20 protein-coding genes and 5 tRNA genes are annotated in these 22,513 nt (G+C 43.3%); 12 read left to right on the top strand and 13 right to left on the bottom strand.

Annotation, left to right across the window (positions count from 1 at the left end):
• The first annotated feature begins 4 nt into the window (after nt 1–4).
• The 8 genes from MST17_RS01490 to MST17_RS01455 all read left to right on the top strand — a co-directional run bounded on the left by MST17_RS01490 (nt 5) and on the right by MST17_RS01455 (nt 9,524).
• On the top strand, nt 5–1,507 hold the full coding sequence (locus tag MST17_RS01490) for a UvrD-helicase domain-containing protein (protein ID WP_111884125.1): 1,503 nt from the start codon (nt 5–7) through the stop codon (nt 1,505–1,507).
• Between the two features lie 46 nt (nt 1,508–1,553).
• Nucleotides 1,554–2,957 (top strand): AAA family ATPase, encoded by a 1,404-nt coding sequence (locus MST17_RS01485; protein WP_180026545.1) that lies wholly within the window; start codon nt 1,554–1,556, stop codon nt 2,955–2,957.
• Nucleotides 2,958–3,299: 342 nt separating this feature from the next.
• A complete protein-coding gene (locus MST17_RS01480; RefSeq protein ID WP_180026550.1) occupies nt 3,300–6,140 on the top strand; it encodes a monovalent cation/H+ antiporter subunit A in 2,841 nt (946 codons plus the stop codon).
• A 1-nt stretch (nt 6,141) separates the two neighbouring features.
• Nucleotides 6,142–6,507 carry a Na+/H+ antiporter subunit C gene (locus MST17_RS01475; RefSeq protein ID WP_078189407.1) on the top strand — a complete coding sequence of 122 codons (366 nt, stop codon included), beginning with the start codon at nt 6,142–6,144 and terminating at the stop codon, nt 6,505–6,507.
• A complete protein-coding gene (locus MST17_RS01470) occupies nt 6,507–8,315 on the top strand; it encodes a monovalent cation/H+ antiporter subunit D (RefSeq protein ID WP_180026544.1) in 1,809 nt (602 codons plus the stop codon). The genes MST17_RS01475 and MST17_RS01470 overlap by 1 nt, the downstream gene beginning before the upstream one ends.
• A gap of 1 nt (nt 8,316) precedes the next feature.
• Entirely contained in the window at nt 8,317–8,838 is a 522-nt protein-coding gene (locus MST17_RS01465) for a Na+/H+ antiporter subunit E (protein ID WP_168378198.1), read from the top strand.
• The gene (locus tag MST17_RS01460) at nt 8,835–9,110 is read left to right on the top strand and encodes a monovalent cation/H+ antiporter subunit F (RefSeq protein ID WP_078189410.1); all 276 of its coding nucleotides are present in this window, start codon (nt 8,835–8,837) and stop codon (nt 9,108–9,110) included. The genes MST17_RS01465 and MST17_RS01460 overlap by 4 nt, the downstream gene beginning before the upstream one ends.
• Before the next feature lie 12 nt (nt 9,111–9,122).
• A complete protein-coding gene (locus tag MST17_RS01455) occupies nt 9,123–9,524 on the top strand; it encodes a Na+/H+ antiporter subunit G (protein WP_168378199.1) in 402 nt (133 codons plus the stop codon).
• 18 nt (nt 9,525–9,542) lie between these two features.
• On the opposite strand, the gene MST17_RS01450 is transcribed toward MST17_RS01455, so the two are convergent.
• The 13 genes from MST17_RS01450 to tpiA all read right to left on the bottom strand — a co-directional run bounded on the left by MST17_RS01450 (nt 9,543) and on the right by tpiA (nt 17,765).
• Nucleotides 9,543–9,956, bottom strand: coding sequence for a hypothetical protein (locus tag MST17_RS01450; protein WP_180026543.1), 414 nt, complete (start codon nt 9,954–9,956; stop codon nt 9,543–9,545).
• Nucleotides 9,953–10,252, bottom strand: a complete 300-nt coding sequence (locus tag MST17_RS01445; protein ID WP_180026542.1) for a tetratricopeptide repeat protein — start codon at nt 10,250–10,252, stop codon at nt 9,953–9,955. The genes MST17_RS01450 and MST17_RS01445 overlap by 4 nt, the downstream gene beginning before the upstream one ends.
• A 292-nt stretch (nt 10,253–10,544) precedes the next feature.
• Nucleotides 10,545–10,952: a ribosome-binding factor A gene (locus tag MST17_RS01440; RefSeq protein ID WP_078189413.1), complete on the bottom strand. Its 408-nt coding sequence runs from the start codon at nt 10,950–10,952 to the stop codon at nt 10,545–10,547.
• Nucleotides 10,952–13,645 (bottom strand): translation initiation factor IF-2, encoded by a 2,694-nt coding sequence (infB, locus tag MST17_RS01435; RefSeq protein WP_111884116.1) that lies wholly within the window; start codon nt 13,643–13,645, stop codon nt 10,952–10,954. The genes MST17_RS01440 and infB overlap by 1 nt, the downstream gene beginning before the upstream one ends.
• Before the next feature lie 10 nt (nt 13,646–13,655).
• A complete protein-coding gene (nusA, locus tag MST17_RS01430; RefSeq protein WP_078192558.1) occupies nt 13,656–15,140 on the bottom strand; it encodes a transcription termination factor NusA in 1,485 nt (494 codons plus the stop codon).
• A gap of 35 nt (nt 15,141–15,175) precedes the next feature.
• Nucleotides 15,176–15,700: a ribosome maturation factor RimP gene (gene rimP / locus MST17_RS01425; protein WP_078189416.1), complete on the bottom strand. Its 525-nt coding sequence runs from the start codon at nt 15,698–15,700 to the stop codon at nt 15,176–15,178.
• A 216-nt stretch (nt 15,701–15,916) separates the two neighbouring features.
• Nucleotides 15,917–15,993 (bottom strand) — tRNA-Met (locus tag MST17_RS01420).
• Nucleotides 15,994–16,083: 90 nt separating this feature from the next.
• A tRNA-Met gene (locus tag MST17_RS01415) sits at nt 16,084–16,160 on the bottom strand.
• 58 nt (nt 16,161–16,218) lie between these two features.
• Nucleotides 16,219–16,295, bottom strand: a tRNA-Met gene (locus MST17_RS01410).
• Nucleotides 16,296–16,368: 73 nt separating this feature from the next.
• Nucleotides 16,369–16,445, bottom strand: a tRNA-Met gene (locus MST17_RS01405).
• 48 nt (nt 16,446–16,493) lie between these two features.
• Nucleotides 16,494–16,578 (bottom strand) — tRNA-Leu (locus MST17_RS01400).
• Nucleotides 16,579–16,630: 52 nt separating this feature from the next.
• Nucleotides 16,631–16,960 carry a preprotein translocase subunit SecG gene (gene secG / locus MST17_RS01395; protein ID WP_078192560.1) on the bottom strand — a complete coding sequence of 110 codons (330 nt, stop codon included), beginning with the start codon at nt 16,958–16,960 and terminating at the stop codon, nt 16,631–16,633.
• Between the two features lie 13 nt (nt 16,961–16,973).
• On the bottom strand, nt 16,974–17,765 hold the full coding sequence (tpiA, locus tag MST17_RS01390; RefSeq protein WP_180004673.1) for a triose-phosphate isomerase: 792 nt from the start codon (nt 17,763–17,765) through the stop codon (nt 16,974–16,976).
• Between the two features lie 275 nt (nt 17,766–18,040).
• On the opposite strand from tpiA, the gene pilB reads away from it, so the two are divergent.
• The 4 genes from pilB to coaE all read left to right on the top strand — a co-directional run bounded on the left by pilB (nt 18,041) and on the right by coaE (nt 22,508).
• Nucleotides 18,041–19,750 carry a type IV-A pilus assembly ATPase PilB gene (gene pilB / locus MST17_RS01385; protein ID WP_180026541.1) on the top strand — a complete coding sequence of 570 codons (1,710 nt, stop codon included), beginning with the start codon at nt 18,041–18,043 and terminating at the stop codon, nt 19,748–19,750.
• Between the two features lie 32 nt (nt 19,751–19,782).
• Nucleotides 19,783–21,012: a type II secretion system F family protein gene (locus tag MST17_RS01380; RefSeq protein WP_180026540.1), complete on the top strand. Its 1,230-nt coding sequence runs from the start codon at nt 19,783–19,785 to the stop codon at nt 21,010–21,012.
• 65 nt (nt 21,013–21,077) lie between these two features.
• Nucleotides 21,078–21,896 carry an A24 family peptidase gene (locus MST17_RS01375; RefSeq protein WP_180026549.1) on the top strand — a complete coding sequence of 273 codons (819 nt, stop codon included), beginning with the start codon at nt 21,078–21,080 and terminating at the stop codon, nt 21,894–21,896.
• 9 nt (nt 21,897–21,905) lie between these two features.
• Nucleotides 21,906–22,508 (top strand): dephospho-CoA kinase, encoded by a 603-nt coding sequence (gene coaE, locus MST17_RS01370; RefSeq protein ID WP_180026539.1) that lies wholly within the window; start codon nt 21,906–21,908, stop codon nt 22,506–22,508.
• Nucleotides 22,509–22,513: the final 5 nt, after the last annotated feature.

Raw genomic sequence — 22,513 nt, 5'->3', positions numbered from 1 at the left:
AACCGTGCCAGATCTTAAAAAACCGACCGCGACCTATGAGCAGGCCACTGCCATAGATAACGCACGTCTTGGCAAATCATTTAAAGTGATTGCCTATGCTGGCACAGGTAAAACCACTACACTCCAAATGATCAGTGATGCCATGCCTCAGCGGCGTGGCATGTACTTGGCATTTAACAAAGCCATTGCCACCGAAGCACAGAATCGTTTTCATCAAAATGTCGACTGTCGAACCTTTCACTCATTGGCCTATCGTAGTGTTCCACGTGGAGTGACTGACAAACTGCGTCTACCACGTTTAAGTCCGAGTTTTATTGCCAAAGAATATCGACTAGAACCGATCACCCTACGCCGTATGATGGGCGGTCGTTATGAAAAATATGTACTCATGCCTTCGCGCTTGGCGAGTCTGGTAGCAAACGCTGTCAGTTATTTCTGTTCGACCAGTTCACAGTACCCTGCCCCACGACATCTACAAGCGCCGAGTTGGTTGCATCCTGACGATATCGAAAGCTTACAAAAGCATTTATATCCTGCGATTGAACGTCGTTGGTTAGAGTCGATTGATCCGAACCATGCAGCAGGGATTGGGCACGATATTTATTTAAAACTTTGGGCTTTGTCTGAACCAAATATTCCTGCGGATTATGTGCTGTTCGATGAAGCTCAAGATGCTGACCCACTAATGCTGGGGATTTTACTGAAACAGCGGAATACCCAAGTCATCTATGTTGGCGATGCGCATCAACAAATTTATGCATGGCGTGGCGCAGTCAATGCCATGCAGCAACTCCCATTACCTGAATCACGTTTAACCACGTCGTTCCGTTTTGGTGAAGAAATTGCCTTGAACGCCAATGCTCTGCTGGGCGCATTGAATGAAACCGTACCGTTATTGGGTAATCCACAACTCAACTCTAAAGTGGTTAATAAGCCTCATACCAAGATGCGGGATGCCATTTTATGTCGTACCAATGCACGCGCGATGGAACTGTTATTGGCGGGTTTGGTCAAAGGTGAAAAAGTTAGCCTGCAAGCAGATCATGCGCGACTCAATCGTTTTGTCGATGCTGCAGCCATGCTCAAACAAGGCAAACGCGTGGTCGATGTCCCAGAGCTTGCATGGTTTAACTCATGGCATGATGTACATGAATATTGTGAAACCAATGACGGCAGCGATATTAAACCGCTGGTGAAGTTGGTCGATGATCACGGCACTGACCCGCTGAAAAAGGCGCTGGCGAAAATCACCCCGATTGATCAAGCCGACTACATCATCTCGACAGCCCATAAAGCCAAAGGTTTAGAATGGGATCGGGTACATATAGAAGATGACTACCAATTTAAACTCAACGATAAAGATTATAAAATTAGTGACGAAGAGTTACGGTTACTTTACGTGGCTTGCACACGTGCTAAAGTAAGTTTAAATATCCATCATATTTATGACTTGATGCAGCATTTAAAGCGTCAAATGCCCAAATCTTTGGCACAGGCGGTCAGCTAGTATGATGACAAAGGTGAATAAACAATAAATCAGTAAAAGGTGCACCATGAAAATACAATCGATTCAACTCAAGCACACCCTTCATTTTACTGATATCACCCTCAATTTTAATTATCACGATCTACCGATTACCTTAATTTTGGGTGATCAAAGCTCCGGAAAAACCTCCCTACTGCGCTTTAGTTATCAGGCCCTCACTTGGTTTGCTGCACGCTATAAAGATTTGCGTACTGCAGGCGTGGTGATGCTCGATCAAGACATCATGTTAAATCGCTTACAGTCGAAACTTGATATTCAGGTCAGTTTTCCCGAAGACATTGGCGCATTTCAGCTCTCAAGTGATCAACAAGACCAAGACCCGCAATGTTGTTCATGGCAATTGTATAAAACTTTAAACAGTCAAGGTGTCGGCCTCAGTAAGGCCGAAACACAGCAATTAGAATCCATGGTTGCACTATATCAAAAAGCCCTCAAAGCTGATCCGTTACAAGGGTTGCCACTCATTGCCTATTACCCTGCTGAACGCTTCGTCAACGACGTAAATATTCTCAATAAAAACAATCCTGCTATTTTTCAGCCTTCACATGCCTATGAAATCTCGGCCATTCCCTTTACCACGTTTATTCGTTTTTTTGAGTGGTTTCGTGAAATATCCGACATCGAAAATGCACAAAGTGCCGAATTAATTCAAAATTTATTACATCCAAAAAACCCAACTGACGCATCCAACACATCTGACACGCCACTTTTTGGACAAAAACTGGCGCAAGCTCAGGCCGATCTACACGCGCCGTCACTCAGATCATTAAAACAAGCTTTAGAGACCGTGTTGCCCGATGTGACCAATATTTATCTGCAATATCACCCCAAATTACAGTTAATGGTCTGCTATCAAGGCAAAGACATGTTGTTTCAACAGTTGTCGAATAGTGTGCGCAACCTTGTGGCCTTAATTGGTGATATTGTGCGTCGCCTCTGCCTACTCAATCCTCATAGCTTATATCCGTGCCAAGAAGGTGACGGTATTTTATTGATCGACGCCATAGACCACCAACTCGATCAAAACATGACTCAAGTGATTTTGACCCGTTTAAATCAAGCGTTTCCACGACTCCAAATCATTGCCAGCGGCAACCGTCCTGAACTGCTGGAACAGGCTTCTCGTTTTCAGTGCTTACAACTACAGAATAAAAAGCTCAGTGAGATTCAGCCTGAAAAACTACAAGAAACTTATGATCAGATTTATCAGCAGTTGCAACTCGGATCAAAGGTATCGCTTCCAGCCAAAACTGAAGAGACTGAATTAAATGAGCCACTGAACAGCCCAGATACGATCCAGCACATGTTGCAATTAATCCAGACGCAACTGACCGAGCAACAGCAACAAGAATTGGTTAGGGCTTTATCACAGCGGGGTGATCAGGACGTTACGATCCAACCGCTAAGTTAAAAAAACTGAGGCTGATTAAGTGAGCGTAATCCATAGCCTCGATGTTTAAATATTCAGCAACAAGGCCGCAATAGATGTCTAGACAGTTTCGTCAGGCGTATAATGTGTAAGTGGTTCATAAAAAAGATTGATGTTGTTTTACGCATGTAATATGATCGGTTTTATTTGCAATTTTCATAGTAACATCGGAAATTGCTATCGCTTTACGAGTTGCGCAACACAGCTTGTTTTTAATTTTTTTGACACACATGGCTTTCAAGATTGAATTTTTGGACTGCTCTTTGCTGTCCTGTAATCCTTGAAAGATGAAATACACCTAGGTTTCACCGCCTAATCATGACAATGGATACGAGTGTGCTACCGATTATTATATTGTTACCGTTAATACTAGGCACAACACTTGTCTCGTGGTTGAAGCAATTCTCTCGCGGGGTAACAGCTTTAGGGGCGATTGGCGTCAGCCTCAGCAGTTTAGTTTTATTATTGAGTCAGGCTCAAGATGTCTTTAATGGCAAAACCATCATTCAAACTTGGCCGTGGCTCACTCAAGTTGGCATAGATTTCAGTTTCCGTCTCGATGCACTGGGCTTATTGTTTTCCCTGCTCATTACCGGGATCGGCACCTTAATTTATATCTATGCCTACTATTATTTAAGTCCAAAGAACTCGCTCAGTAAACTGTATGTTTTATTGATGCTGTTCATGGCTGCCATGCTCGGCATTTCATTGTCTAATAATTTAATTTTATTACTCATTTTCTGGGAACTCACCAGTATTTCATCATTCCTTTTGGTCGGTTATTGGAGCAATTACGACGCAGCTCAGCGTGGCTCTCGAATGGCTTTGACCATTACAGGCATGGGTGGTCTATGTATGTTGGGTGGTTTTGTTCTGTTGGCGCAAATCACGGGCACCTATCAAATTGACCAAATCTTGACGATGAGTAGCCAAATTCAGCAGCATCCGCTTTTTGTGCCCACACTGCTATTAATTTTAATGGGGGCATTTACCAAAAGTGCGCAGTTCCCTTTCCATTTTTGGTTGCCAAATGCCATGGCGGCACCGACCCCCGTCTCGGCTTATCTACACTCTGCCACGATGGTGAAAGCCGGAATTTTCCTGCTTGCGCGCTTATTGCCGATCTTTGCAGGCGCTGCGTTGTATCACAACTTGGTCACCTTTATTGGCTTATTTACCTTATGTATGGCGGCCTTCTTTGCCATTTTCAAAGAAGATTTAAAAGGACTTTTGGCCTATTCCACCATCAGCCATTTAGGTCTGATCGTTTGTTTACTTGGGATCGGCTCTCCCCTCGCAGTTGCAGCTGCCATTTTCCATATCATTAACCATGCAACCTTCAAAGCAGCCCTATTTATGATCGCGGGGATTATTGACCACGAATCAGGTACACGTGATTTACGAAAACTCTCTGGTTTATGGCAATTACTTCCGTTTACCGCAACGCTGACCATGATCACTGCAGCCTCTATGGCAGGTGTCCCATTAACCAATGGTTTCCTTTCTAAAGAGATGTTCTTTACTGAACTTTTAGCCAACCTGACTGGGCCAGTGATGATCGTGTCAGCGATCATTGCCACCTTTGCCGGTATCTTTGCTGTCGCGTATTCGGTGCGTTTGGTTCATGGGGTGTTTTTTGATGGTCCATTAGGGAAAGATGTTCCTAATAAAGAAGCACATGAACCACCGTTTGGCATGCGCGCACCGGCAACCTTACTGGCTGCTTTATGTATTTTAGTTGGACTCTTCCCTGCATTATTGGTTGAGCATATTGTCAATAGTACCGCGCGTGCGAGTATTCAAAATACTGCGTTTGAAGGTACACATTTAGCGATTTGGCATGGCTTAAATGCCCCCCTTTTGATGAGCGTGATTGCACTCTTGGGTGGTTTAGTTTTCTATTTCGCATTGGCGAAGGGCGGCAAATTACGCCGGATCGACTTAGATCCACTTTTGGGTCGATTACAAGGTAAAGTGCTGTTCGACTTATTTTTAAAGCATCTATTACTCAGCTCAAGAAAGTTCCGTCGCTTTACTGAAAATGGCAAATTACAAAGCTATTTATTATGGATTTTGATCTTTAGTGTGGCCATCGTCATCGTTCCATTTTGGCTGCAAGGTATCGGCACAGGCAGCCGTGAACTGATACATGCACCAATCATCGCAATCGTTCTGTGGCTATTATTATTCTCTGCATGTTGGATGATGCTTTGGTTCCACCATGAACGGATTAAAGCCGTCCTCATCAGTGGTGCAGTCGGTCTGGTTGTGACTATGGTGTTTATCTGTTTCTCCGCTCCAGATTTGGCGCTCACGCAGATTACTGTTGACGTGGTGACCACCGTGCTCTTACTCATGAGCTTATCATTATTACCACAGCTCACACCTTATGAGTCGAGTGTGTCTCGTCGTTGGCGAGATGCAATAATTGCGATTATTGTAGGTCTAGGGATCGCATGGATTTCATGGCTGATCATGACCCGCGATCATAATTCCATCTCATGGTTCTTTATGCAGCAATCCATCCCACTTGGTGGTGGTACCAATGTGGTCAACGTGATCTTGGTCGACTTCCGTGGCTTCGATACCTTTGGTGAAATTACCGTACTGGGAATTGCCGCAATTGGTACGCTGTGCATGATGGATGGTATGCGTGCTCATGGTACCACCATTACGCAAGGTCTGACCTATCGTTTTAATCCGTCACCACTGATGTTCCGTATTACATCATCATGGATTTTGCCTTTAGCACTCGTCATCAGCTTATATATTTTCCTACGGGGTCATAATTTACCAGGCGGTGGCTTTATTGCAGGCTTAATTACCTCTTTAGCCTTAGTGATTCAATATATCGCGCTCGGTCAAGACCGTGCCGAACAATTGATTGGTGCAAAATCAGGTCGCTTATATGAAGTTTGGATTGGTATTGGTTTAACCATTGCGGGGCTGACAGGGATCGCGGCTTGGCTATGGGGGCGTCCATTCCTGACCAGTGCTCATATCTATGTATCGCCACCCATTTTAGGTGAAATGCACCTTGCCTCCGCTGCCCTCTTCGACACAGGTGTCTACATCACCGTTGTGGGCGCGACGATGTTAATGATTTCCGTCTTAGGCGACTCGCGTCACTCGAGTATGTCTGGTCCAGTTCCAAGAGGCGAATAAGATGATTAGTTTAGAATTTTTACTCGCTTCAGCCATTGGCTTACTGACTGCAACAGGGGTCTACCTGATTTTGCGGGCACGTACCTTTCCTGTCGTACTGGGTTTAGCCATGATTGGCTATGCCGTGAACTTATTTTTATTTGTCATGGGGCGTATTCATGTCAACGCACCTGCCGTGTTAACTGAAACCACCAAAGCGACCGATCCTTTACCACAAGCCTTGGTCCTGACAGCCATTGTGATTGGCTTTGCGACCACTGCCTTTATCGTACAATTGGCTCTGCGTAGCCGCTATGAAACTGGAACAGATCATGTGGACTCCAAAGAAGAAATACCGCAAATTGACCCGCGGGAGGATGAGCCATAATGCATGACTTCATCCAATTTTGGACTACGCATAGCCCGATTTTCAGTATTTTAATTCCTGCAATTACTGCATTTATTTTAGTCCTGCTGGGCAACCCCGGTTCTGGCTCGTTGGCGCATGACTGGCGACAACCTTGGCGTCGCGGAATCAGTTATGTCTCTGGTATCCTCGGACTGATCACATCCATCAGTTATTTGATGATTGCCAGCTCTGGTCAAGTTTTGGTTTATAACTTGAGTGAATGGACCGCACCATTCGGCATCGTTTTAGTCTTAGATCGACTCTCTGCTTTCATGTTGGTGCTAACCTATGGACTTGCTGTGCCAGTGATGTGGTTTGCTAGCAAAGAATGGGACGAACGTGGTCGTTATTTCCATGCCATGTGCCATTTCTTACTGATGGGTTTGTGTGGTGCGTTCCTGACAGGCGATTTATTTAACCTGTTTGTGTTCTTTGAAATCCTGTTGATGGCATCATATGTTTTGCTCTTACATGGTCAAGGCAAAGCACGTTTTCAGCTTGGTATTCATTACGTCACCATTAACCTATTTGCCTCTGCCCTTTTCCTGATTGGACTCGGGATGATTTACGGCAGTGTAGGTAGCTTAAATATGGCTGATGTTGCACGACTTATGCCTTTGCTTGAAGCGGATCAACATCGTATCGCAGTGGCTGGTGCATTGTTACTGTTTACCGTCTTTGGCATCAAAGCTGCAATGCTGCCTGTAGGGTTCTGGTTACCAAAGACCTATGCTGTGGCAACCACGCCTGTCGCAGCCTTATTCACCATCATGACTAAGGTCGGCATCTATGCCATTCTCCGTGTCAATGGTACTGTGTTTGACGATGGGATTAGCCGTGAAATCTTACAACAGTGGCTGTTACCGATTGGCTTAGTAACCTCGCTCTATGGTGCTTATGGTGCTATCGGAACCGATCGTTTACGTCGTTTTGTCGGTTTTATGATTTTGTCTTCTATGGGGACAATATTGGTTGCGATTTCACTCTTTAATACGGATGCATGGGCTGCGGGGCTTTACTACCTGATTCACAGTACCATCATTGGTGCAGCTTTTTATATTCTCTCGGGTTGGATTACCTCACAACGTGGCGAATTTAAAGATCATTTTAAAATTGCGCCCCATATGAAACAGCATAATACCGTTGCTGTCTGCTATTTCATCATTGCGTTGATGATGGCTGGTCTACCGCCCTTTAGCGGCTTTTTAGGTAAAGTATTTCTCTTACAAGCAACGGCAAACTCACCTTACCAAATCATGATTATTTTGATCGTATTGTTGGTGAGTTTACTCAGTATTATCGCATTCACCCGAGTTGGTTTTGTGCTTTTCTGGCGTTCATCTCGCCCAGAAGATGATATTGATACTGAAGAATATCAGCGTTATCAGGCTTTGCCGAATAAGGCACCGCTTCGTAATGACAAAACCATTTATCTGCTGTTAACAGCGCTTGTGGGATATATGGTTTTTGCTGCGCCGATCTATGACTATACCTACAAAACTGCACAGCAAATTCAAGACAATCCATTATATGAATCGTTGCTACTGAAAAAGGATGAAGAAGGCCAAATCATCAGTGTTCAACCTTATGATCCTGAAAATTTACCTGAAACCAAATATGGTGGTGAATCAGCCGATCCAAATGCACACCTCATTCCTGCATTGATCGCACCTGAAACTCTACATGGCGAGCATATTTCTGAGTACAAGCAACGCCAAATTCAGGGACAGCAACAAGAAGAAAAACTACCTGAAGATACCCAACTAAAACCGATGGAGGCACCTTAACATGGCGAAAACATCTGTATTAAATCGCTGGTTTCCGCATCCATTGGTATCAGTCATGGTTGGTCTGAGCTGGGTTATGTTGGCGCACAGTCTAGATGCGGCCACACTCTGTATGGCCTTGGTTTTAGCCATTGTTATTCCGCGATTGGTTCGCCCTTTTATTGACCGAACGCCGAATATCAACTGGCTGGCGGCATGTAAATTATTCTTTGTGGTGCTGTGGGATATTATTGTCAGTAATATCCATGTTGCAAAATTAGTCCTTGGGCCAACACATAAACTTCATCCGAAATGGTTCCGTGTTCCTCTCGATACACAGCATGAGGAAGTCAATTCTTTACTTGCGATGATCATCACCACCACACCCGGTACGGTGTCTGCTGGGATTGACCAAGACCGTGGTGATATTTTGGTCCATGCACTGAGCACGGATGACCCTGAAGCGGAAATTCAAACCATTAAAGAGCGCTATGAACGCCCTCTCATCCTCATTTTTGGCGCTGATACAGGAGAATCCGCATGACAATTTTACCGTATGCGCTTGGCATCTGTTTAGTTGCTGTGACGATCTCGATGTTACTGTGTCTCATTCGCTTGGTGATGGGACCCTCAATCGTAGACCGGCTACTTGCTTTAGATACCTTATTTTTAAATGCTACCTGTTTAATTGTCATTTTAGGTATTTATTGGGCAAGTACATCGATGTTTGAAGGGGCTTTATTGGTTGCCATGCTGGGGTTTGTGTCTACAGCCGCTTTAGCACGATATTTCACCACTGGCCACGTCATCGACTAGGAGTACATTAATATGCAATTAGTCATGGAAATTTTGGTCTCGATTTTTTTGGTTATTGGCGCTTTTTTCATGTTGGTCGGCGGTATTGGCATGGTTCGCCTACCCGACTTATTTATGCGTCTGCACGCACCGACCAAATCGAGCACCTTAGGCTTAGGAAGTTTTCTAATAGCTGCAATTATTTATGCGGCATTTCAAGGCCGTTTTGGTTTTGCAGAGATCTTGATCACGCTCTTTGCCTTTATTACAGCACCGGTTTCTGCAAACCTTATGGCGCAAGCGGCATTACATTTACGACTTCGCTCGATGAGTGGTGATGCACCAGAAGCTCTCAATCGCCCTCTTCCTTGGCAACGAACTCGCCGCCGTGCCTTTCACTCTAAAGTCCATTCAAAACCGGAAGATCTGGATTAATTCCAGATCCAGTTTTGTTTATGTCTTCGAGCTAAAAAAATCTTTGATTCGCATCCACATTTTTTCAAATACGCTACTTTGAGCCATATATTGCAAACGCTTTTGATTATATGGCGTCGTTTTCAAACCATATTTTTCAGCTAAATCAATCAGCATATTTGTTTCATAACTACTTTGAAAATGATCAGACCATTTAGGCTGATATTGACTCATCTCAAGATTCGCCAATTCATAAAACAGCTGTACCATCACGGCATCCTGTCTTGAAACAAAATTTTTCTGCTCATTAATCTGTAAACTAGCCTGCTCTCGTATAGCATCATATTCTGCTGTTGTGAGTTTTCGCTGATTCTTCCAGTGTGCATCGGGTACATAACCTGTTCCATAATATACATTCAACAATAGATATTCATGAAAATATTTTGCTGTCACACTTTTTCTTTGGCTGTTAAAATATTCAGATGAATCCATTCACTGCTAAGATGTATCGATGGATCATGCTTCATACCTTCTGCAATCCAATTTTTGGCTAGTTTAATATTGCCGATCAACTCATAAGCTGTGCCTAAATTCACTGCCATCTTCGGTAAACCTGGATGCTCTTTTTCAATTTCACTTAAAACCTTAATGGCTAAATCGTGACGACCTGCGTGGATCTGATGTACGGCAAAATCAATTTCTGCTTGATAGTCTATTGGGCTAGGATGCCTTGATACAAAGTTATTCAATTTCTCATCATGATCTTCTTCAAGTTGATTTTCTTTTTATGAATCAGATGTATAAAAATCTTCTACATAGGTATTTAAACATGCCCAACTTGGCATAGTGATGAGTAATATGCTGCTCAATAGCATGATTTTTTTTCATTTCATTGTTTTTACAGATAGGCGGATTGAATATCATGTTCGACCTGTCTTTCATTAGCACATTATAATTTTAAAGTGATTGAGTTTTTAAGTTACTGCTATTCAAACATAAAAAAGCCACCCGAAGGTGGCTTTTTTCATTCAGCGAACTGAATTATTCATCATCTTTTTTTGCTTCGTCAGTAGGAGGTAAGTCCTTGACCGCTTCCGCAATTAGACCAAACATATAGTTGCCATAAGCATTTGTTTTGTCGTAATGGAAACGCAAACGTGGCGTAATACGTGTTTTGATACGACGGCTTAGTTCATGACGCAAGAAACCAGATGCTTTATTCAAGACATCTAAAGTCTCTTTATTTGCGGCTTCACTTTGCTCATCGCCTAGCTCACGCCCCATTACAGTCACATAAACTTCGGCATATCCTAAGTCTGGGCTCACCTTCACGGCAGAGATGGTCACAAGACCACCTAAGCGTGGATCTTTCAGCTCCTGACGGATCAGTTCTGACAACTCACGTTGTACTGTATCCGCCATACGCTTCAGACGTTGACTACCCGCCATTAAAGACTCCGTTTAATTAATTGAACATCGTACACTTCGATCTTATCTTGTGCTTTGATGTCTTTATAGCCTTTCACCGCAAGACCACATTCCATACCGGCACGAACTTCTTCAACCACATCTTTGTAGCGACGAAGAGATTCAAGCTCGCCTTGGAATACCACCACGTCATCACGTAATACGCGAATCGGTTTATTACGGTGTAATGTACCTTCAAGTACCATACAACCTGCAGCAGCACCGAATTTACTTGAGTGGAACACTTCACGTACTTCAGCAACACCCAGAATTGTTTCACGGTGTTCAGGCGCCAATTTACCGCTCATCGCATCTTTCACATCATCAATTAATTGATAGATGATCGAGTAGTAACGAATGTCGATACCATCAGCATCAGCTTTTTGACGTGCAGTATTATCAGCACGTACGTTAAAGCCGAGAAGAACCGCTTCTGATGATTCAGCAAGTGTTACGTCAGACTCAGTGATCGCACCAACACCTGAACCAATAATACGTACTTTCACTTCATCAGTTGCAAGTTCAGCAAGTGCAACGTGTAATGCTTCCAAAGTACCACGTACGTCTGTTTTCAATACCACGTTGACAATAGGCACATCTTTCTTGCCCATAGACGCCATGATATTTTCAAGACGCATCGCAGATTGACGCTCAAGACGTTTTTGACGTTCACGATCCATACGTGCATCAGCAACTTCACGTGCTTTCTTCTCGTCATTTACAACAAGAACTTCGTCACCCGCCATTGGCGCTTCAGGAAGACCCAAGATTTCCACAGGAATCGAAGGACCAGCAGATTTAATACGTTGACCATTTTCATCTGTCATTGCACGTACACGACCGTATGACGAACCTGCAAGAACAAGATCACCCACTTTCAATGTACCGTTTTGAACAAGAATCGATGTTACCGCACCACGCCCTTTGTCTACACGTGCTTCAATTACAACACCTTGTGCCGCACCCTCTTCAGATGCTTTAAGCTCAAGAAGTTCGGCTTGAATTGAGATCAAGTCAAGAAGTTCGTCGATACCTGCACCGCTGTGCGCAGAAACCATTGCCACTGGAACGTCACCGCCCCATTGCTCAGGTACGATTTCTTTCGTCGTCAACTCATTCAATACGCGATCTGGATCAGCAGACTCTTTATCCATTTTGTTGATAGCAACAATAATTGGCGTACCTGCTGCACGTGCATGGTCAATCGCTTCCGCAGTTTGTGGCATAACACCATCATCTGCTGCAACAACCAACACTACGATATCTGTAGATTTCGCACCACGTGAACGCATTGCAGTAAATGCTGCGTGTCCCGGTGTATCTAAGAAAGTAATAATACCTTTTTCAGTTTTCACATGGTAAGCACCAATATGCTGTGTGATACCACCTGCTTCACCTGCAGCCACTTTAGAGCGACGAATACGGTCAAGAAGTGATGTTTTACCATGGTCAACGTGACCCATAATTGTCACAACTGGCGGACGAGTGGTTTGGACACCACGCGCTTCTTCAGCTGCTTCAAGTAAGTTGTCTTCTGCTTGTGTATCCGAAACAAGTACTGGATTGTGACCCATTTCTTCAACAACAAGTGCTGCAATTTCTTGATCAATCGCTTGGTTTTGAGTAACCAATTCGCCCATTTTCATGAGTGATTTGATAACTTCGCGAACTTTAACCGCCATTTTCGCAGCCAAGTCAGCAACAACAATTGTTTCACCAATTTCAACATCATAAACTTGTTTTTTAACTGGTTTTTCAAAGCCATGCTTGTTCGCTTGACTTGTTTTTAAACCACGTTTATGTGAGTTATCACGGAAAGATTGCTCTTCGCCACGACGACCACCTTTTTTAGGTGAACGTGAATTGTTGGTATTGGTACCACGTTTAATTTCACGGTCTTCTTTCGCAAATGAATCTTCATATGCCTGACCTACAAGGCCGGCAGCAAGCGGAGAATCATCTACAACACGAATGGTCGCAGTAGTGTCTTCGTTAGAATACTTAGACGCCATTTGACGCATTTGCTCAAGCGTACGTTGTTGCGCTTCTTCAGCGGCTTTACGACGCGCCGCTTCTTCTACAGCTTTCAATTGTGCTGCTTGAGCTTCACGTGCTTTTTTCTGTTCTAGAGTTTCAACAGGTTTTGTAATTGGCTTGTTGTTTGACTTACGTTTTACAACAACCGCAGCTTTCGGTGTTTCTTGCTTCGCATGTTCTTGCTTCGCAGCAGCACGCATTGCTTCTAAAGCTTGTTTCGCTTTAGATACTGGTTGTTGCTTCGGTTCTTCAGCTTTCGCTTCAACCTTAGGTTCCTGTTTACGTGCTTGTTGGTCAGCTTGTGCTTTCGCTAATGCTTCAGCTTTAATTTGCTCAGGATCCGGTTTAACAAATGTATGTTTCTTACGAACTTCTACATTAATCGTTTTTGCCTTGCCCGATGTACTCGCCACTTTAGCAGTACTGGTAGTTTTACGTTTCAACGTGATTTGTCCTGCATTGCCCGCATCCTGACCATGAACTTTTTTCAAATGGTTAACGAGGGCATTTTGTTGTTCAGTGGAGATAATATCGTCAGGTTTAGTTTGTGGTAAACCCGCATCACGAACCTGTTCCAGCAGCTTCTCAACTGGACGACCCACGCTGAGAGCTAACTCCTTAATCGACTTGTCCGTCATATATTACCTCCTAGTTAAACCATGATTCGCGCGCTTTCATAATAAGTTGACCTGCTTTTTCAGCACCTAAACCTTCGATATCAGAGATATCGTCAGTGGCTTGATCTGCAAGATCATCTACAGTTACCACACCGCGAGCGGCAAGCGCATATGCGATTTCTTTAGTCACGCCTTCCATTGCAGCAAGCTCTTCGCTTGGCTCTTGGATGTTTTCTTGTTGCTTCAATGCATCAGCCAATGCAATTTCTTTTGCACGACCTTGTAGCATTTCAACAGTTTCAGCATCAAGTTCGATCTCATCGAATGTTTCCGCAGGAACATACGCGATTTCTTCTAATGATGTGAAACCCATTTCAACTAACGCCATCGCTAAGTCTTCATCAATATCTAGACGTGTAACAAACATATCTAAATATTGTTGCGCTTCGTTTTGTTGGCGTGCGTGATATTCTTCTTCAAGCATCATATTGAGCTTGTAACCAGTCAATTCAGATGCTAAGCGTACGTTTTGACCTTGAGAGCCAATTGCACGTGCTAACTGATCACTCGTTGCAAAAATAATATCTGCAGTACGTTCTTCTTCATCAATCACGATACCTGATACATCAGCAGGCTCTAGAGCACTTGCAATGTATTGTGCAGCGTCATCAGACCAAACGACTACATCAATACGCTCACCATTTAACTCTGATTGAACTGCTTGGATACGTGTACCACGCATACCAATACATGCACCTACAGGATCAATACGGTGATCGTTTGTTTTCACAGCGATTTTAGCACGAACGCCAGGTTGGCGTGCAGCAGCCTTAATCTCAATGATTTCTTCAGCAATTTCAGGAATTTCTTTCTTCATCAATGCAATAAGCATTTCTGGTTTAGAACGAGAAAGTAATAACTGAGCACCACGGCCTTCACGGTTTACGTTAAACAAAATCGCGTTTACACGTTGTTTAGGACGTAGAATTTCTTTAGCGATCATTTCTTCACGCGCAAGATATGCTTCTGCATTGTCACCTAAATCAATGATAAAGCCATCTTTGGTTTGTTTTTTCACTTCACCGTAGATGAGTTCACCAACTTTAGATTCGTAAGCATCTGCAATTAGCGCTCGCTCTGCTTCACGAATTTTTTGAACAATCACTTGTTTCGCAATTTGTGCCGCAATACGACCGAAATCAATCGATTCAACTTCAAGTTCACGGATATCCCCAATTGCCCATTTTGCAGGATCTACATCAGAGATCGCATCTTGGCATGCTGGCATTTCGTGATCTTCGTCGGCAACCACTTCCCATTGACGGAAAGTACGGTAATCACCAGTACGACGGTCGATTTCTACACGTAGACGAGCTTCTTCCGAGTGAGTTCCCTCGTAGAATTTCTTCTTAGTCGCTGCAACTAAAGCTTGTTCAAGCGCTTCAAAAATTGCATCACGACTTACACCTTTTTCGTTACTAACCGTTTCTACTACGGTAAGAATTTCACGAGCCATAAGTCACCTATTCGTTCAGATTCTTATTTATTAAATTAATCTTGGAAAACCAGATTTGCTTTATCAATATTGTGGCTGTCAATATCCAATACTTGTTGCTTTTCAACTTCAACCTGAATCATTTCACTTTCAAGGTCTACGCTTACAAGTTTGGCTTGGAATTTACGACGATTATCCACAGCACTGATCAAACGCAAAGCGACTTGCTGACCAATGTATGCCGTCATTTGTTCCAATTTAAAGAACTGACGATCCCAACCTGGAGATGACACTTCCAATGCATATTCGCCTGAAATTGGATCATGTACATCCAACATCGCACCCACTTGCTGAGTGACACGAACACAGTCCTGCACGCCGATACCACGGCCTTGCTCAACTTCGCCATCTTCATTGATGACAGGTTCTGCATTTTCATCAACTTCACGGTCGATATAAATACGTAACAGTGAACGCTTACCTTGAGGTTGGAAATCAATCCCCCAAAGTTCTACATCACATGCTTGCACCGCTGGGGCAATTAAGTCCTGAAGTGCTTGAGTTTTATTTGATAGCTTCATTTACTCTCGTCAAATTTGTGCGATTCGATGGTCGAAATGACCACTACAGACCAATGCAAAACTATAGTAGTAGTGAAACATGACGGTTTGACCAAAATACTGTCGACACTACACGATAGCCAATAAAAAAGGGCGTAAATCGCCCCATTATTACACAGAAAACCATAGTCCACTGTGCAAAAAGGCCCACCTAGTTGTGAGCCTCTTTTAGAAACTTGGTAGCGGGAGCTGGATTTGAACCAACGACCTTCGGGTTATGAGCCCGACGAGCTACCAGACTGCTCCATCCCGCATCAACATGCAAAAATTATATACAATTTCTTGGCCATTTTCAATCTAAAACAACCTGAAGAATTGCCCTACTGAGTTGCATCTCAGAGGATTGGTAGCGGGAGCTGGATTTGAACCAACGACCTTCGGGTTATGAGCCCGACGAGCTACCAGACTGCTCCATCCCGCATCAACATCACAATGACTTTCAGACAAACTGCTTATATAGATTGTGCGCTATATAAGATTGGTAGCGGGGGCTGGATTTGAACCAACGACCTTCGGGTTATGAGCCCGACGAGCTACCAGACTGCTCCACCCCGCATCAATATGCAAATAGTTCTCTCAGCTTTAAAAGCTGTCCATTTAAAAGTTTGCATCTTAAAAATAGAATTGATTGGTAGCGGGAGCTGGATTTGAACCAACGACCTTCGGGTTATGAGCCCGACGAGCTACCAGACTGCTCCATCCCGCATCAACAGAGTTTTGCTGCATACACCAACTTATGTTCTGGATTATAAGTTGGTGCGGAAGGGGGGACTTGAACCCCCACGCCCGAAAGCACTACCACCTCAAGGTAGCGTGTCTACCAATTCCACCACCACCGCAGCTGTGACGCATTCTAGTCGCAACACGTCAAAAAAGAAAGCGCTAAATAAATTATTCAGCGCTTTTTGGTGCAGTTGGCGAAGTTTCAGCCGATTTTGCTGGCGCAGTCGGTACTGAAGAAATCGCATTCAGACTATAAGCATCTGTCGTTTGTTTCTTTGCAAACACAGCAAGTGTCAAGCTCGTAACAAAGAACAAAGCCGTTAAAATTGCAGTCAAACGGGTCATAAAGTTACCCGAACCAGATGCACCAAATACAGTTGCAGCACCGCCGCCACCAAAAGATGCACCCGCATCTGCGCCTTTACCATGCTGAACTAAAATCAGCACGATCATTAAAATCGCTAAGATAATATGTACCACCAGCACAAACGTATGCATGCTGAACTCCTAATTATTTTGTATTTGCAAATGCTTGAGCAATTTTATAAAACGACTCTGCATTTAATGATGCACCACCGACGAGCGCACCATTGATATCTGGACAGGCTGCCAACTCTACTGCATTTTCAGGTTTTACACTACCACCATAAAGAATTGCAGTATGAAGTCCCATTGGGGTGATTTGGCTTAAACCTTCACGAATTTTAGCATGCATCGCTTGTGCATCTTCAGGTGACGCTGTTTTCCCTGTGCCAATGGCCCAAATTGGCTCATAAGCCACCACAATTTGTTTCCACTGCTCTGCTTGTACGACAGCAGCAATATCACATATTTGTTGTAACACAACTTGTTCTGCTTGGCCGCTTTCACGTTGTTCTAAGCTTTCACCCACGCAATAAATCACAGTTAAACCCGCGTTTAATGCATTTTTTACTTTTTCATTAATGATATGCGGTTGATCAGCAAAAATTTCACGGCGTTCTGAATGACCAATCAGTACAAATTCAACACCATAATCTTTTAATAGCTCAGCACTGAGCTCACCCGTATATGCACCTGTACCTGCGACGCGAGAAACATCTTGTGCAACAGTCATAATATGACGGCTAGCCTGTGCTAATTCATTTTGCACCGTGGTCAGAGCAATAGCTGTTGGTGCAACCCCAATATGGCATGCCGCTTCAGCAATATTTTGTTCATCTAATAATTGCTTAAAATTCTTAAGAAGTGCGCCAGCATCGGCTTGCAATGGGTTCATTTTCCAGTTACCCACTACCCAAGGCGTAATCGTCGAACCCGACATATTTATCCCACATGACAAAGATGAAATCGGGCACATTCTACACGTAATTCATAATTTTGAAGATAAATTTCAACACATTTGCGTGTTCGAATGACTCTAGTCATTCCAAGATCTTCACTTTTCTGTAAAAAAATTAAGCAGATTTAAGGACTGGTTCATGCTTTTTACCAATTCTTAGCTAGTGACAACACTTTAAGATATGGTATTTTTGTGCAACAAAAGTATAATTTTGCTATACCAATTATAAACAGACTGAAGCATAGGCAAGTAAAAGCATGACAGCAGTTCAAGGTTCTTCAAGATTTACGGGGTTTATTCGTCGCTTAGTTGACGAAGGGCATCTGTCTGCCGAAAAAATGCAAACAGCGCTGCAAAATTCAAAAAAGGCTCATCAAGATATCGTGCCGCATTTGATTCAGGAATATCAACTTTCAGCACGCCTGATTGCAGAAACCATCTCGATAGAGTTCGGTGAACCGGTTTTTGATATTTCAACTTATGACACGTCTTTAATCATTCGTGATGAGTTTGAAGATAAGTTAATTACCAAGCATCGTATTTTGCCCATTTTTAAACATGGCAATTTGTTATTCGTTGCGATCAGTAATCCCACCAATATTGAAGCTGTAGATGCTATCCGATTTGGTAGTAAGCTGAATACCGAAACCATTATTGTTGAACATGACAAACTTGAAAAGTTAATTGAACAGAACTTCGCTGAAGAAAGTACTTTTGACTTTGATGATGACTTTGATCTTGATTTAGATAGTGAAACACCCGATCCATCTCAAGAAGATGAAGATGAAGCAACGGGTGATGAAGCACCGATTGTTAAGTACATCAATAAACTACTAGTCGACGCCATTCGCATGGGTGCATCCGACTTACATTTCGAACCCTATGAAAAGTCTTACCGCGTCCGCTACCGTGTCGATGGCGTATTAAGAACAATTACCAATCCGCCCTTGCAGCTCGCTACTCGACTTGCTTCGCGTTTAAAAGTCATGTCACAAATGGACATCTCTGAAAAACGTATACCTCAAGACGGTCGTATTAAGTTAAAGCTGTCAAAGAACAAAGCCATCGACTTCCGTGTGAACTCCTTACCGACCTTGTTTGGTGAAAAACTTGTTCTACGTATCCTTGACCCTTCTAGTGCGATGTTAGGGATTGATGCGTTGGGTTATGAACCGGATCAAAAAGAACTGTTCATGCAGGCTTTAGAAAAACCGCAAGGCATGTTGCTCATTACCGGTCCAACGGGTTCCGGTAAAACCGTATCTTTATATACAGGTCTAAACATTCTCAACCGTGAAGATACCAACATTTCAACGGCCGAAGATCCTGTGGAAATTAACTTAGAAGGGATCAATCAGGTCAACGTAAATAATAAAGTCGGCCTCACCTTCTCTGCAGCATTGAAGTCATTCTTACGTCAAGACCCTGATATTGTGATGGTCGGTGAGATTCGAGATTTAGAAACGGCTGAAATTGCCATTAAAGCAGCTCAAACGGGTCATATGGTGATGTCTACACTACATACCAATAGTGCACCTGAAACATTGACACGCTTACGCAATATGGGCGTGCCCTCATTTAACATTGCGACATCCGTGAACCTTGTCATTGCGCAGCGACTTGCGCGTCGCCTATGTTCACAATGTAAAGAAACAGTAGAGGTACCAAAACAAAGTCTACTGGAACTTGGTTTTACTGAAGACGATTTAAATACACCAGAATTTCAAATATACCAACCTGTCGGTTGTTCCGAATGCCGCGAAGGCTATAAAGGTCGTGTCGGTATATATGAAGTCATGAAAGTGACACCTGAAATTTCAAGAATTATTATGGAAGATGGCAATGCCTTACAAATTGCCGAAGCTTCAAATCAAGCAGGTTTTAACAATTTACGCCGTTCAGGCTTAATTAAGGTCATGCAGGGGGTGACTTCACTTCAAGAAGTCAATCGTGTGACCAGTGAGTAAGTGAATTAGTATTTAAAAATAAGGATAAATTCATGGCTGTAAAAAAAGCGCAGATGATGCCAACCTTCAGTTATGAAGGCGTGGATCGCAAAGGGGCGAAAATCAAAGGGGAAATGCCTTCGCGTAATATGGCTTTAGCCAAAGTCACTTTACGTAAGCAAGGCATCACCATTAAAACCATTCGAGAAAAACGCAAAAATATTCTCGAAGGCTTGATGAAAAAGAAAGTATCCACTTTGGATATCACGGTATTCACGCGCCAACTTGCAACCATGATGAAAGCCGGTGTACCGCTCGTTCAGGGTTTTGAAATCGTGGCGGAAGGCCTAGAAAACCCAGCCATGCGTGAAGTGGTCTTGGGGATCAAAGGTGAAGTTGAAGGCGGTAATACCTTTGCTGGTGCGCTGCGCAAATATCCGCAGTATTTCGATAACCTATTTTGCTCCTTGGTTGAATCAGGTGAACAGTCGGGTGCATTGGAAACCATGCTAGACCGTGTTGCCATTTACAAAGAAAAAAGTGAATTGCTTAAGCAAAAAATCAAAAAAGCCATGAAATACCCAGCAGCGGTCATCGTTGTCGCTGTTATTGTGACGATTATTTTGATGGTAAAAGTGGTTCCCGTATTCCAAGACTTGTTTTCATCATTTGGTGCAGACTTACCTGCCTTTACCAAAATGGTGGTCAACATGTCGGAATGGATGCAAAAATATTGGTTCTTCCTCATCATTGGAATTGGAGCTGTGATTGCTGGTTTCATGGAAGCGAAAAAACGTAGCAAGGCTTTCCGTGACTTCTTGGACAAAGCTGCACTGAAAGCACCGATTTTTGGTGATTTGGTTTATAAAGCAATTATTGCCCGCTACAGCCGTACCTTGGCAACCACATTTGCAGCCGGTGTACCCTTAATTGATGCGCTTGAATCAACTGCAGGTGCAACCAACAACGTGGTATATGAAACAGCTGTGTTAAAAATTCGTGAAGATGTGGCGACCGGCCAGCAATTGCAATTCGCCATGCGTGTCACCGATAAATTTCCACCTATGGCAGTCCAAATGGTCGCTATTGGTGAAGAGTCTGGTGCTTTAGATGCCATGCTAGATAAAGTGGCGACACATTATGAGAATGAAGTAGATAATGCCGTAGATGGCTTAACCTCGATGATGGAACCCTTAATTATGGCGGTACTGGGTGTCCTCGTTGGTGGTCTTGTGATTGCAATGTACCTTCCAATCTTCCAAATGGGTTCAGTGGTTGGTTAAAACCAAGAAAAGGAAATATTTTGTTTACTGATTATTTTAGCTACTTAATCAACAACCCAACTGCGATGTATATCGCAGTTGGGATTTTTAGTCTTTGCATCGGTAGTTTTTTGAATGTGGTGATTTACCGCACGCCGAAGATGATGGAACAAGAATGGCGCACAGATTGCCAACTATTTTTGCATCCAGACCAACCGATTATTGATGAAACCAAGATTACCCTGAGTACCCCTGCTTCAACCTGTCCAAAATGTAAAACGCCCATTCGTTGGTATCAAAACATTCCTGTCATCAGTTGGATTGTGTTACGTGGAAAATGTGGAAGTTGCCAAAACCCGATCAGTAGCCGTTATCCACTGATCGAGCTACTCACCATGGTCTGTGCGCTGATTGTTGTTGCAGTTTTTGGTCCAACCATCCAGATGCTGTTTGGTTTGGTGCTGACTTATGTCTTGATTGCCTTAACATTTATTGACTTTGACACCCAACTTTTACCTGACCGTTATACCCTTCCTTTGGCTGCACTCGGACTTGGCGTGAATAGCACTGCCATTTATACCTCTGCAACCTCAGCCATTTGGGGATATATCATCGGCTTCTTATGCCTATGGATCGTTTACTATTTATTTAAAATTATCACTGGCAAAGAAGGCATGGGCTATGGTGACTTTAAGCTTTTAGCTGCCTTGGGTGCATGGATGGGCCCTTTCCTGCTTCCACTGATTGTATTACTCTCTTCACTAGTGGGTGCAATCATTGGCATTATTTTGCTCAAAGTTCGTAAAGATAACCAACCTTTTGCATTTGGTCCCTATATTGCCATCGCCGGATGGATCGCCTTTTTATGGGGTGATCAAATTATGAAAATTTATTTGGGTCAATAAGGTCGTTGTATGACATTTGTCTTGGGTTTAACAGGTGGTATTGGTAGCGGTAAATCAGCTGCAAGCAATTGGTTTGAACTCCAAGGCATTCAAGTCGTCGATGCTGATATCGTTGCACGGGAAGTTGTCGAACCGGGGCAACCCGCACTGAATCAAATTCAGCAACAATTTGGTGATTGGGTTTTACTTGCAAATGGTGAGTTAAATCGGCGTGCATTACGCAAGCATATCTTTAAAGATCCTACAGCACGTCAAGCACTTGAAGCCATTACCCATCCTGCAATACGCCAGTCCATTATCCAACAATTAAACGAAGTCACTAGCCCCTATGTCATCTTGGTTTCACCACTATTATTTGAAACCAATCAACATGAATTGACCAATCACACCTTGCTGATTGATGCCACAGAACAATTGCAAATTCAGCGTGCATCACAGCGCGATGGTCAAAATATCGAGCAAATCCAAAAAATTATTCAAGTTCAAATGTCACGTCAGGAAAAGCAAAAAATCGCCGATGATATCGTGCTGAATGATGGTCATTTAGATCATCTATATGCGCAGCTTCGACCCTTGCATCTCAAGTACTTAGCGCACGCTGAAAAAAGCTAAATAAA

Source organism: Acinetobacter sp. YH16056_T (assembly GCF_024605895.1).
Classification (GTDB): domain Bacteria; phylum Pseudomonadota; class Gammaproteobacteria; order Pseudomonadales; family Moraxellaceae; genus Acinetobacter; species Acinetobacter amyesii.
Note: the sequence above shows the minus strand (reverse complement) of the source record. Positions and strands in the feature narration are given on the sequence as shown.

Bases quoted from the DNA above. Each gene is read 5' to 3' on its own strand.
- MST17_RS01485 (WP_180026545.1), top strand. From the start codon at position 1,554: ATGAAAATACAATCGATTCAACTCAAGCACACCCTTCATTTTACTGAT.
- MST17_RS01480 (WP_180026550.1), top strand. From the start codon at position 3,300: ATGGATACGAGTGTGCTACCGATTATTATATTGTTACCGTTAATACTA.
- MST17_RS01475 (WP_078189407.1), top strand. From the start codon at position 6,142: ATGATTAGTTTAGAATTTTTACTCGCTTCAGCCATTGGCTTACTGACT.
- MST17_RS01470 (WP_180026544.1), top strand. From the start codon at position 6,507: ATGCATGACTTCATCCAATTTTGGACTACGCATAGCCCGATTTTCAGT.
- MST17_RS01465 (WP_168378198.1), top strand. From the start codon at position 8,317: ATGGCGAAAACATCTGTATTAAATCGCTGGTTTCCGCATCCATTGGTA.
- MST17_RS01460 (WP_078189410.1), top strand. From the start codon at position 8,835: ATGACAATTTTACCGTATGCGCTTGGCATCTGTTTAGTTGCTGTGACG.
- MST17_RS01455 (WP_168378199.1), top strand. From the start codon at position 9,123: ATGCAATTAGTCATGGAAATTTTGGTCTCGATTTTTTTGGTTATTGGC.
- MST17_RS01440 (WP_078189413.1), bottom strand. From the start codon at position 10,952: ATGGCGGGTAGTCAACGTCTGAAGCGTATGGCGGATACAGTACAACGT.
- infB (WP_111884116.1), bottom strand. From the start codon at position 13,645: ATGACGGACAAGTCGATTAAGGAGTTAGCTCTCAGCGTGGGTCGTCCA.
- nusA (WP_078192558.1), bottom strand. From the start codon at position 15,140: ATGGCTCGTGAAATTCTTACCGTAGTAGAAACGGTTAGTAACGAAAAA.
- rimP (WP_078189416.1), bottom strand. From the start codon at position 15,700: ATGAAGCTATCAAATAAAACTCAAGCACTTCAGGACTTAATTGCCCCA.
- secG (WP_078192560.1), bottom strand. From the start codon at position 16,960: ATGCATACGTTTGTGCTGGTGGTACATATTATCTTAGCGATTTTAATG.
- tpiA (WP_180004673.1), bottom strand. From the start codon at position 17,765: ATGTCGGGTTCGACGATTACGCCTTGGGTAGTGGGTAACTGGAAAATG.
- pilB (WP_180026541.1), top strand. From the start codon at position 18,041: ATGACAGCAGTTCAAGGTTCTTCAAGATTTACGGGGTTTATTCGTCGC.
- MST17_RS01380 (WP_180026540.1), top strand. From the start codon at position 19,783: ATGGCTGTAAAAAAAGCGCAGATGATGCCAACCTTCAGTTATGAAGGC.
- MST17_RS01375 (WP_180026549.1), top strand. From the start codon at position 21,078: ATGTATATCGCAGTTGGGATTTTTAGTCTTTGCATCGGTAGTTTTTTG.
- coaE (WP_180026539.1), top strand. From the start codon at position 21,906: ATGACATTTGTCTTGGGTTTAACAGGTGGTATTGGTAGCGGTAAATCA.